The organism is Reyranella soli (genome assembly GCF_007992495.1).
Lineage (GTDB): Bacteria > Pseudomonadota > Alphaproteobacteria > Reyranellales > Reyranellaceae > Reyranella > Reyranella soli.
This window is the reverse complement of the sequence record NZ_BKAJ01000147.1, coordinates 22,528-34,157: the sequence shown is the minus strand read 5'-3', so window position 1 is coordinate 34,157 and position 11,630 is coordinate 22,528. Positions and strand designations below refer to the sequence as shown.

Sequence of the window (11,630 nt, the reverse complement as noted above, 5' to 3'; positions counted from 1 at the left end):
GATCAGCCGAAGTTCCCGTAGCTCCGCTCCGGCGTGCCGCGGAACAGGGACATGTGGGTGTGGGTGGCGATGAAGGGATCGCCGATCTGCTTGCGGCCGAGGGTCACCGTGGTGCGGCCGGGACGGTCGAAGCGGTCGCCGTTGGGATGGAAGCCGTCGGACTGCCAGACCGCCATGCCGATCGCCGTCAGCCGGTCAGCTGAGACGATGGCCTCGATCTTGTTGAGGTCGTAGCGGAAGTTGCGGATGGTGCCCCAGACGTTGCGCCACTGCTTCTCCTCGGCGAGATCACGGCCGGTCATGAAGTCGGTGAAGGTGCCGAAGGCGATCATGTCCTCGGCGAAGATCGGTCGTGCACCCTCGTAGTCGACGTCGCGGCAATGCTTGGCGAGTGTCTCGAACCAGGTTCGAACGGCCGACATGTCGTCGGGATGCACGGGGCTGAGCAGTTTCATCGCCTGTTCCTATAGTCCAAACCGCTGCCAGTGTAGGCGCTCTTCGATCGCTGCCAACGTCGCAGGCCCGATGCCGTCGAAGCCCGTTCCGCCCACCGATGTGCCGAGCCCGAAGCGCGACAGCAGGCGCCGCCGCGGGCCGATCACCGGCAGATGCACCTTGGCCCCGTAGCGCGCCTGCAGGGTGCCGCGCAAATCACCGATGCCGTCGACCAGACCCAGCTCCAGCCCGCGCTTGCCGGTCCAGAACTCGCCACTGAACAAGCTCGCCTCGTCCGCCTTGAGCTTGCCGGCGCGGCGGTCGCGCACCCAGTCCTTGAAGCCGTCATGGATCTCGGCCTGCAGCCGGTGCAGGCGGTCGACGTCCTCGGGCTTCTCGGGCCGGAACGGGTCGAGCATCGACTTGCGCTCGCCCGACGTGTGCATGCGGCGCTCGACTCCGATACGGGCGATCAGGTCCTGGAAGCCGAAGCCTGCGCTGATGACCCCGATCGAGCCCACGATCGAGCTCGGGTCGACGATGATCTCGTCGGCGGTGCAGGCCAACCAATAGCCGCCCGAGGCTGCGACATCCTCGACGAAGGCGATCACCTTCACGTCCTTCTCCGCCGCCAGCAGGCGGATGCGCTGGCCGATCAGCGCCGACTGTACCGGCGAGCCGCCGGGTGAATTGATGGAAAGCGCGACCGCCTTGGCGCCGCGTATGTCGAAGGCGCGCTTGAGCAGCGGCGCCACGCTCTCGATGGAAAGGCCACGACTGCCTAACAGGCCGCCCGAGGCGATGACGCCTGACAGGCGGACAACGGGAACGACAGGCCCGCGACGGAAGCGGTCTTTTATCCATGTCAGCATGGCGGCAATGTCCTCGTCACGACCTCAGAAGGCAAGCGGGCCGGCGTGGCGCAGGATCGCTTCCGCCTCGTCGGTGTATCGTCCGTCGGGACGGTGCAGGGTGAGGGGCGGCGTGTCGCGCCGCGTCGGCCGGTCGGCGCGGCGCGCGCGCACCAGGACGCGCGCCGCGGGCGGCAGGCGCTTCACCGTGACGTCGCCCCAGCCCAGGCGATCGAGATGGCCAAAAATCTCGTCCAGCCGATCGCTGCGATGAATGATGAGCAGGGTCCCTGCAGGTTCCGCTGCCGTCGTCGCGACCGTCAGCCAGCGCGCCAGGTCGGCACTGGATTCGACGGTCGCCAGCGCCTTGGAGGGATGGGGCGAGGGGTCGGCGACCGCTGCGGCAAGGTAGGGTGGGTTGGTTACCACATGGTCGAAGCGACCGAGATCGGCCGGCAATGGCGTTGCCAGGTCGTGAATGACCGTTCGCACGCGGTCGGCCATGCCGTTGAGGTTGGCATTTCGTTCGGCCAGCTCAGCCAGCGCGCCCTGCAGCTCGATACCGACGACGCTGCAGCCCGGGATTCGCACCGCCAGGCAAAGGCCGACCGCGCCGACACCGGCGCCGAGATCGAGGATGCGCTGCCCCGGCGCGGCATCGACGGCTGCCGCCAGCAGCACGGCATCGACGGCGACGCGATAGCCGCGAGCGGGTTGTAACAGTTGTACGCGGCCCCCCAGCAGGGCGTCTTCGGTCAGGGTCCCTTCCATATCGGGATCATGTCACGACATCGTGTCGCAACAACCAAACTTGGTTGGGCGACTATTCTCAGCACATGGCAACTGTCGTCACCCTGGAAGGCAAGCGCAAGTCGCCGAGCCTGGAGCCGCTGCTGGCGCTGTGCGCCGACGACATGGCGCAGGTCGATCGCGAGATCCTGGCCCGCATGCGCTCGCCGGTGGCGCTGATCCCCGAGCTCGCCAACCATCTGGTCGGCGCGGGCGGCAAGCGCATGCGACCGTTGCTGACGGTCGCCGCCGCGCGGCTGTGCGGCTACGCCAATGCCGACGACCGCCATATCAAGCTCGCGACCTGCGTGGAGTTCATCCACTCCGCCACGCTGCTGCACGACGACGTGGTCGATGTCAGCGCGTTGCGGCGCGGCAAGCCCTCGGCCAATGCGGTGTGGGGCGACAAGGCCTCGGTGCTGGTCGGCGATTTCCTGTTCACGCGCTCCTTCGAATTGATGGTCGATGTTGGCTCGCTCGACATCCTGGGCGTGCTGTCGCGTGCTTCCTCGACCATCGCCGAGGGCGAGGTGTTGCAGCTCGTCAGCCAGCGCGATACCAGCACGCCGGAAGCGACCTATCTCGAGATCATCAAGGCTAAGACCGCCAAGTTGTTCGCGGCGGCGGCCGAGGTCGGCGCCATGGTGGCCGGCCGCGACGGGCCGGAGCGGGTGGCGCTGGAAAGCTTTGGCATGAATCTCGGCATCGCCTTCCAGCTGGTCGACGACGCCCTCGACTATGCCGGCCGTGAGGCCACGCTCGGCAAGACGGTGGGCGACGACTTCCGCGAAGGCAAGATCACGCTGCCGATCATCCTGGCCTTCCTGCGCGGCCGCACCGTCGAGCGCGAGTTCTGGAAGCGCACCATCGAGAAGCTCGACCAGCGCGAGGGCGACCTCGAGCAGGCCAAGATGTTGCTCGACCGCCACGGCGCCATCGCCGACACGTTCGAGCGCGCCCGGCACTATGGCGCCATGGCACGCGATGCGCTGGGCCTGTTCCCCGACAAGCCGCTGAAGGCCGCCATGCTCGAGGCCGTCGACTTCGCCATCGCCCGGGCGCACTGAGCGGGCGCCTCAAAACCTGCTAAGAACAGGGGATGGCCGCCAAGCACATCCTGGCCATCGACCAGGGCACCACCAGCACCCGCGCCATCGTGTTCGACGATGGCGGCCGGCCGGTCGCCAGCGCGCAGAAGGAACTGCCGCAGATCTTCCCCAAGCCCGGCTGGGTCGAGCACGACGCCGAGGAGATCTGGTCGGCCACCGTCGAGGTCTGCCGCGGGGCGCTCGCCAAGGCCAGGCTCGACGCCAAGGCCCTGGCCGGCATCGGCATCACCAACCAGCGCGAGACAACGGTGGTGTGGGACCGCAATACCGGCAAGCCGATCCACAATGCCATCGTCTGGCAGGACCGCCGCACGGCGGACCGCTGCGAAGCGCTGAGGCGCGGCGGCCACGAAGCCGAGGTCACGGCGAAGACCGGCCTGATCCTCGATCCGTATTTCTCCGGCACCAAGATCGCCTGGATCCTCGACCATGTCGCCGGCAGCCGGGCGGCGGCGGAAAAGGGCGCGCTGGCGGCCGGTACCATCGAGTGCTTCCTGCTGTGGCGGCTCACGGGCGGCAAGGTGCATGCGAGCGACGCCACCAACGCCAGCCGCAGCCTGCTGCTCGACATCCACACCGGCGATTGGGATGCCGGTTTGCTGAAGCTGATCGGCGTACCGGCGCCGTTGCTGCCCAAGGTCGTCGATTGCTCGGGCGAGCTCGGTGTCGCCATGGCCGACATTCTCGGCGCGCCGGTGCCGGTGCTGGGCATGGCGGGCGACCAGCAGGCGGCGACGGTGGGCCAGGCCTGCGTGAAGCCGGGCATGGTCAAGGCGACCTACGGCACCGGCTGCTTTGCCATCCTGAACACCGGCAGCATCGCGGTGCGCTCGCACAATCGACTGCTCACCACCATCGCCTACCAGCTGGCCGGGCGGCGGACCTATGCACTGGAAGGCAGCATCTTCATTGCCGGCGCCGCCGTGCAGTGGCTGCGTGATGGCCTGCACCTGATCGCGAAGTCGTCCGACGTCGAACAGGTCGCGGCCCACGCCAAGCCCGATCACGGCGTCTACATGGTGCCGGCCTTCGTCGGCCTGGGCGCGCCCTACTGGGATGCCGGCGCGCGCGGCGCGTTGCTTGGGCTCACGCGCGACACCGGCCCAGCCGAGATCGCCGCCGCCACCCTCGACTCGGTGTGTTACCAGACGCGCGATCTCGTCGATGCCATTCGCGGCGACGGCGCGCAGATCGACGAGCTCAGGGTCGATGGTGGCATGGTGGTGAACGATCCATTGATGCAACGCTTGGCTGACACGGTCGGCATGCAGGTCGAGCGCCCGCAGGTGGTAGAGACTACGGCGTTGGGCGCTGCCTTCCTGGCTGGTCTTCACGCCGGCCTTTGGCCGTCGCTCGACGCCCTGTCCAAGACCTGGACCCTCGACCGCGCCTTCCGCCCGATGGAGGACGCCGCCTCGCGCGATCGGCGCTACGTCGGCTGGCGGAACGCAGTGCAGCGCGTGCGCAGTTCCTGACGGGGCCGCTCTCGCTGATGGATTGACTCGACATCGACAGTTCTGCGAGCATTTGCATCGCAGCGATTGCTTGAGGTTGTGCCGCGATCGGGCGAGAGGTGTTCTGCCGAATGAAGCCGCTCCGGATCACCCAACAGGGCATCGTCTTCTCGATATTCGTCGTTCTGTTCGCGGGCTTTGCTGTCTTCCTTCCGGGCTTCCTGACGACATCGAATATGCTGACGCTTCTGCAGAACGTCGCTGTTCTCGGAATCCTTGGTCTTGCGATGGCGATCGTCGTGATCGGCCGGGGCATCGACCTGTCGCTCATCGCGGCTCTCGCGGTTCCCCCCGGCGTGGTGCTGCAACTCGTGCAGGACGGCCATTCATTGTCCTACGCTTTGCTGCTGGCGGCGCTTCTCACGCTCGCCTTCGGACTGGTGAATGGCTGGCTGATCGCCTACGCCGAAGTGCCCTCGCTTTTCGCCACCCTGGCGTCCGGCCTCTTCCTGGCCGGTCTGGGCCAGGCGGCGCTGTTCAAGCTCGACGTCGTGCAGTGGAGCCCGGGCCTCGAAGGCTTCGAGGGGCTGGGCCAGGGCGCGGTGCTCGGCATCCCCATGCCGATCGTGATGTTCGTGGGGGCTTGCATCGTGGTCGCGATCTTCCTGCGGCGAACACGCTTTGGCGCCTTCATCTATGCCATCGGCGACAATCCCTTCGCCGCCCGTAGTTCGGGCATCCCGACGCGCCCGCTGATCGTCCTGCAGTACGTCCTTGCCGCCCTGATCGGCATGCTCGCCGGCCTCGTGCTCGCGGCCTCGGTCAACAGCATGCCGACGCGCATCTACAATTCGACGCTCATCTACGACGTCATCCTGGTCGTCGTCCTCGGCGGCATCGGCCTGGCCGGCGGCCGCGGCGGCGTCCTGAACGTGGTGATCGGCACCTTGCTGATCGGCACCATGCTGAATGCCATGACGATCATGGACGTCTCCTATTCCGGCCAGAATCTGGTCAAGGGAGTGGTACTCCTCGCCGCCGTGATCGCCGATTCGTTTCTCAATCCCCGCAATGAGGAAACCGCGCAGCAAGGAGATATTTGAACGCGGGTCGTGCCACGGCGAAGACAGCACATGCGAAGAAAGCACATACGGAGGAAACAAGATCATGATCAAATCCAGCACGTTGCAATGGCTCGGTCGGCTGGCCGGCGCATCGGCGCTCGCCTGCGCCGCGGGCTCGCCGGCTTTTGCCCAGAAGGGACTCGATGAGCCGTTTCAGGGTCCGTTCAAGCAGGCACTCGCGGGCAAGACCGTAGCCTACGTCCCGGTGGCCATGAACTTCGACCTAACCGAGGGCTGGTTCGCCGGCGTCAAGCGAGGCCTCGAGCCGTATGGCATGAAGGTCGTCGTCCGCGACGCCAACTGGAGCACCAACGCCGGGGCCCAGGCGGTGACGACGCTGATCTCGGAGAAACCCGCCGCCATCATCGTTCACAATCCCGACGTGCAGACCTACGCCAAGCTGCTGCAGCGGGCGGAGGCCGAAGGTATCTACATCATCCAGATCAACATGGGCTCGAGCTACCGCACCTCGGCCTTCGTCGGCGCCAACTGGATCGAGATCGGCGAGCGCGACACGGAAGCCGTCGTCAAGGCCTGCCAGGGCAAGTCGAACAAGATCGCCATCGTCCAGGGCGCCCTGTCGGCTGCGGCCAGCGCCTATACGCTGAAGGGCGTCGAGAACGTCCTGGCCAAGTATCCCGAGGTCAAGGTCGTTTCCAGCCAGGCCGCCGACTGGGATGCCGCGAAGGCCAAGGCCATCACCCAGACCGTCCTCAAGCAGCACCCCGATCTCTGCGGCATCGTCGGATTTTGGGACGGCATGGATATCGGTACCGCCGCTGCCGTGAAGGAAGCCGGGCTTACCGGCAAGGTCTTCCTCGCGACCTCGGGCGGCGGCGAGCAGAAGGGCGCCTGCGACCTCGTGAAGTCGGGCGCCTTCGACCTCGACCTTTCCTACGATGTGCCGACCCAGGCGAGCGACATGGTCGCGATCATCAAATGGCTGCTGTCGTCGGGGATGAAGCCCGGCACGTCGAAAGGGTCGATCTATACGACGCTCATTCCGGTGACCAAGGACAATGCCGGCATCGACGGTACCTGCTGGAAGCTCGAACAGCTGAAGAAGCAGTAGCGCCGACATCGGGCTCCGGGGTGCGGCTGGCGTCGCCTGCCGCACCCCCTCTTCTTAACCGACGCCCCGACAGGTCCCTCGATGAGAGAAGCCGTTCTGCGCCTGCGCTATCGTTTCTGGCCGGATCACCTGCTGGGCGAGATCCTGTCCAAGCGATGGACCGAGACGGCCATCCCCGTCATCGTCCTGCTGATCGTGGCGGTGGCCTTCACCCGCGCAATCCCGGGCTTTCTGTCGCCAGCGAGCCTGGCCGACACGGCCCGCCAGGCAGCCGAGATCGGCTTCGTCGTGCTCGGCATGGCGCTGGTCATCGTCGTCGGCGGCATCGACCTGTCGGTCGGTTCGATCTTCGCCCTGACGGACTTCTGCGCGCTCTTCTGCCTCGATGTGCTCGAGTTGCCGGTGCCGGCGGTCGTCGTGATCACGATTGCCTTCGGCGCCCTGCTAGGCGCAGTCAACGGATTTCTGATCGGCTATCTCAGGCTGCGCGCCTTCATCACGACCCTGATCACGCTGATCATCTATCGCTCGGCCTACGATCTCCTGCTGTTCGACTATTCCAACACCATCGCGGCGGCCTTCCCCGATACGCCGCTGTGGAACTTCATGGGCGGCGGCGACATCCTCGGCGTGCCGAGCGTTGCCGTGCTTTACGGCATCGTGGCGATCTTCGGGCATGTCTTCATGACCAGGCTGCGGCCGGGCTGGCACATCACGGCGATCGGCGGCTCGCGGCGCTCGGCCTACAATTCCGGCATTCCCGTCCGCGCCACCATCGCCCGTTGTTATGCCGCCAGCGGTGCGTTGACCGCGGTCGGTGCGCTGTTCTTCGCCGCGCGCCTCGGCACGGTGGGCGGCGACGTCGGTGTCGGCCTCGAGGTCACGGTGCTGACGGCGGCGGTGCTGGGCGGTATCAGCCTGGGGGGCGGCCGGGGCTCGGTCGCGCGGGCGCTGGTCGGCACACTGATCGTCCTTCTGATCACCAATGGGCTCACGACACTGTCGGTGCGCGGCGGTGTCAACCGCATGGTTCTTGCCGGCATCCTCCTCGTCGCCGCGACGATCGATATCCGCTGGCTGAAGAACCGCAACCGCATCATCGCCAAGGTCTATGTCAGCCCGACGTTCCACGAGATGCCACGGCTTCAGCCGGTCGGCGTCGGCAGCAACGTGCCTTTCGTACAGAACGACCGTCTGTCCGGCGTCAGCTTGATCGGGCTCGGACGCATCGAGGCGCCGGAAGACGTCATCCTCGACCGGCACGACAATCTCTATGCCGGGTCGCGGCACGGCGACATCATCCGCTTCTTCCCGCCGGACTACGAGAAGATGGAGGTGTACGCCCATATCGGCGGCCAGCCGCTCGGCATGGCGTTCGACCGGTCCGACAACCTCTATGTCTGCATCGGCGGCATGGGCCTTTACCGCATCACTCCCGACCGCAAGGTCGAGAAGGCGACCGACGAGACCAACCGCAGCCTGCGCTCGGTCAACGACGACAGCCGATTGCGCCTGGCCGACGACCTCGATATCGCCGACGACGGCCGCATCTTCTTCTCCGAGGCGACGGTGCGCTACGAAATGCACGAATGGCCGGTCGATGGTCTGGAGGCGCGCGGCAACGGCCGTATCGTCTGCTACGACCCGCGGAACGGTACCACCCGCACCGTGCTGCGCGGCCTGAAATTCCCCAACGGCATCTGCGTCGAGCGCGGTAGCCAGTCGATCCTGTTCGCCGAGACCTGGGGCTGTTGCGTCAAGCGCTATTGGTTCGACGGGCCGAAGACGGGCCAGGTCGAGATGGTGATGGAGAACCTCCCGGGCTTCCCCGACAACATCAACCTTGCTTCCGACGGAAACTACTGGCTCGCCATGGTCGGCATGCGCTCGCCGGCGCTCGACCTCGCTTGGCGCATGCCCGGCTTCCGGCGCCGCATGGCCAAGCGCGTGCCGATCGACGAGTGGCTCTTTCCCAACATCAACACGGGCTGTGTCCTGCGGTTCAACAGCAAGGGCGAGGTCCTGGAGACCTATTGGGACCTGGCCGGCGTCAACCATCCCATGATCACCTCGATGCGCGAGCACAAAGGTTATCTCTATCTCGGCGGGATCCAGAACAACCGGATCGGCCGGCTGAAACTCGACGGCGCCGATCCGGGCTTCGTGCAATACGATCGGCGCTGGGGAAAGGGCACATGATCGCGACCCTGAAGGCTTTCGGCGACCGCGTGCTCGGTCGTGGCGACGCGGCGATCACCGTGCCGATCTTCGACGGGGCGTTGAAGCCCAATCAGCTCCTGGCGGGCGCCGAGACCGTCGGCCAGTTCGAGGACGCCAACGATATCGCCACTGACGGCAAGACGCTCCTCGTTGTCGACGGCGGCCGGATCCTGAGCATGGGCGACGGTGGATCGACCGAGATCGCGCGGTTCGACCGTAGCGTCACCGCGTTGTGCGCGCTGCCGCGCGGCGGCATCGCGATCGCCCTCGCCGGCGAGGAAGTTCGCATCGTGGGCGGCCCCGAGGACGGCCGCCGCTGGGTCGATGCCGGCGGCGCGCCATTTCATGCCGCCAACGCAATCTGCTGTGCGTCGGACGGAGGGCTTGCCGTGACCGATGGCTCGCGTCGTTACGAGTGGGCGCACTGGACCCACGATCTCATGGATCGTGGCTGGAGTGGCCGTGTGGTCTTTCTCGATCCGCGCACCGGCGCGGCCCGCGTAGGCGTCGCCGGGTTGGAATATGCCTTCGGCGCGTGCGCCTCGGGCGCCGACACCCTGGTCTCCGAGAGCTGGCGCCATCGTCTCCTTGCCATCGGGCCGGGCGACCAGCGCCGTGTCGTGCTGGATCGCCTGCCCGTCTATCCCTCGCGCATCGTTGCCGCAGCGGGCGGCGGCTTCTGGCTCACGGCGTTCGCCGCGCGCACGCAGCTGGTGGAATTCGTCCTGCGCGAAAACGCCTTTCGCCGCCGCATGATGAAAGAAATCGCCCCCGAGCACTGGATCGCTCCGCGGCTGCGCTCGGGCGAAAGCTTTCTCGAACCCATGCAGGGCGCCCATCTGCGCACGATGGGGGTGCTGAAGCCGTGGGCACCGCCCCGCTCGTACGGCCTGGTGATCCGCCTGTCGCCGCAGGGCACGCCGCTCTACTCGCTGCACAGCCGGGTCGATGGCGTCAATCACGGCATCGTGGCGGCCGCCGAGTTCGCGGGCTTCCTCTATCTTCTGGCCAAGGGCCCCGGCCGGCTCCTCAGGCTCGCCTTGGCCGGCATCGAGCAGGAGCTTGCAGCGTGACGACGCCCATCCTCGAGCTGCGGCAGGCGACAAAGCTGTACGGCGGCGTTCCTGCGATCGAGGGCGTGGATTTCAGCCTGGCTGAAGGCGAGATCCATGCTCTGGTCGGCGAGAACGGCGCCGGCAAGTCGACTCTCACCAAGGTGATGGCGGGCGTGGTGTCGCTCAGTTCCGGCACCATGCTGATCGCCGGCCGTGAGATCGCGCCGCGCACGCCGCTGGAGGCGCGCCAGCTCGGCGTCGCCATGGTCTTCCAGGAGAACAGCCTGGTGCCGTCGATGACGGTGGCGCAGAACCTCTTCCTCGGGCAGGAGAAGTTCTACAATCGCCTGCGCGGCATCTACATTGCCGCCCAGCAGTTCCTGCAGTCGCTCAATTTCGACGTGACGCCGACGGCCACCGTGGCGCAACTCGGCGCCGCCAAGAAACAGATGGTCGAGATTGCCCGCGCCGTGCTGCACGAAGCCAAGGTGATCATCTTCGACGAGCCGACCGCCAGTCTGACGCCCGAGGAGAAGAAATACTTCTTCGACCTGGTGCGCGAGCTCAAGCGTCGCGGCGTTTCGGTCATCTTCATCTCGCACGCTCTCGAGGAAGCGTTGCTGATCTCCGACCGCATCACCGTGCTGCGCGACGGCCGCCATGTCGTCACCGATGCCACTGCGAATTTCGACCGCGCGCGGGTCATCCAGGCCATGGTGGGCCGCGACCTGTCGAAGACTCTCTATGCCGAGCGCAAGGCCCATGTGCGGCCACCCGGAGAGCGCGTACTCACCATCGAGAATCTGCGCATGGCGCCGATGGTGAAGAACAATTCGCTCTCGGTCTTCGCGGGGCAGGTGACGGGGGTGTTCGGCCTGGTCGGGTCGGGCCGTACTGAAACCTTCAAGATCGCCGCGGGCATCCTCAAGCGCGACTTCTTCCACGGCGGCGAGATCGTCCTGCGCGGCCGGCCGATCCGTTACCTCACCCCGGCGCCGGCCGTGCGCGACGGCATCGCCTACGTCACCGAGGATCGAAAGGTCGAGGGTTTCTTCGAGACCATGTCGATCGCCCGCAACGTCTATATCGGCCTGTTGGCCAAGCTCGGCCGCCGCCGACCGTTGGTTCTTGCCCGCGAGGCCGAGGCGGTCGGAAAGAAATGGATCGACGCGCTCAACGTCCGGGCGATCGGCCAGGACGTGAAGGTCGTCGAGCTCTCGGGCGGCAACCAGCAGAAGATCGTCATCGCCAAATCCCTGGTTCAGGAGCCCACCCTGATCGTGTTCGACGAGCCGACGCGTGGCGTCGACGTGGGCGCGATCGCCGAGATCCATCAGCTCATCGACCGCCTCGCCGAGGAAGGCAATGCCGTGGTGATGATTTCGTCCTACCTGCCCGAGATCATGGCGCGGTCGGATCGCATCCTGGTGTGCCGCCAGGGCAAGGTCGTGGAGGAATTCTCGGCGCGCGATGCCACCGAGGAAAAGATCATGTACGCCGCGATCCACTGACGCCTTGCCC

General features: G+C 66.4%; 10 protein-coding genes. 7 read left to right on the top strand and 3 right to left on the bottom strand.

The window, feature by feature from the left end:
* Window positions 1-2: 2 nt before the first annotated feature.
* Genes RSO01_RS35820 through RSO01_RS35810 form a run of 3 tightly spaced genes read right to left on the bottom strand, consistent with a single transcriptional unit; the run spans window position 3 to window position 2,057 of the window.
* A complete protein-coding gene (locus RSO01_RS35820; protein ID WP_147155405.1) occupies window positions 3-455 on the bottom strand; it encodes a YybH family protein in 453 nt (150 codons plus the stop codon).
* A 9-nt stretch (window positions 456-464) separates the two neighbouring features.
* Window positions 465-1,307 (bottom strand): S49 family peptidase, encoded by an 843-nt coding sequence (locus tag RSO01_RS35815; RefSeq protein ID WP_147155404.1) that lies wholly within the window; start codon window positions 1,305-1,307, stop codon window positions 465-467.
* A gap of 24 nt (window positions 1,308-1,331) precedes the next feature.
* A complete protein-coding gene (locus RSO01_RS35810) occupies window positions 1,332-2,057 on the bottom strand; it encodes a tRNA1(Val) (adenine(37)-N6)-methyltransferase (RefSeq protein WP_147155403.1) in 726 nt (241 codons plus the stop codon).
* 65 nt (window positions 2,058-2,122) lie between these two features.
* Between RSO01_RS35810 and RSO01_RS35805 the strand changes: the two genes are divergently transcribed.
* The 7 genes from RSO01_RS35805 to RSO01_RS35775 all read left to right on the top strand — a co-directional run bounded on the left by RSO01_RS35805 (window position 2,123) and on the right by RSO01_RS35775 (window position 11,620).
* Window positions 2,123-3,142, top strand: coding sequence for a polyprenyl synthetase family protein (locus RSO01_RS35805; protein ID WP_147155402.1), 1,020 nt, complete (start codon window positions 2,123-2,125; stop codon window positions 3,140-3,142).
* Window positions 3,143-3,174: 32 nt separating this feature from the next.
* Window positions 3,175-4,659 carry a glycerol kinase GlpK gene (glpK, locus tag RSO01_RS35800; RefSeq protein ID WP_147155401.1) on the top strand — a complete coding sequence of 495 codons (1,485 nt, stop codon included), beginning with the start codon at window positions 3,175-3,177 and terminating at the stop codon, window positions 4,657-4,659.
* 110 nt (window positions 4,660-4,769) lie between these two features.
* A complete protein-coding gene (locus RSO01_RS35795) occupies window positions 4,770-5,741 on the top strand; it encodes an ABC transporter permease (protein ID WP_147155400.1) in 972 nt (323 codons plus the stop codon).
* 64 nt (window positions 5,742-5,805) lie between these two features.
* Window positions 5,806-6,834 (top strand): sugar ABC transporter substrate-binding protein, encoded by a 1,029-nt coding sequence (locus tag RSO01_RS35790; RefSeq protein ID WP_147155399.1) that lies wholly within the window; start codon window positions 5,806-5,808, stop codon window positions 6,832-6,834.
* A gap of 81 nt (window positions 6,835-6,915) precedes the next feature.
* On the top strand, window positions 6,916-9,033 hold the full coding sequence (locus RSO01_RS35785; protein WP_147155398.1) for an ABC transporter permease: 2,118 nt from the start codon (window positions 6,916-6,918) through the stop codon (window positions 9,031-9,033).
* Window positions 9,030-10,127: an SMP-30/gluconolactonase/LRE family protein gene (locus tag RSO01_RS35780; protein WP_147155397.1), complete on the top strand. Its 1,098-nt coding sequence runs from the start codon at window positions 9,030-9,032 to the stop codon at window positions 10,125-10,127. Before RSO01_RS35785 ends, RSO01_RS35780 begins: the two co-directional genes overlap by 4 nt.
* Window positions 10,124-11,620, top strand: coding sequence for a sugar ABC transporter ATP-binding protein (locus RSO01_RS35775; RefSeq protein WP_147155396.1), 1,497 nt, complete (start codon window positions 10,124-10,126; stop codon window positions 11,618-11,620). The genes RSO01_RS35780 and RSO01_RS35775 overlap by 4 nt, the downstream gene beginning before the upstream one ends.
* Window positions 11,621-11,630 lie beyond the last annotated feature (10 nt).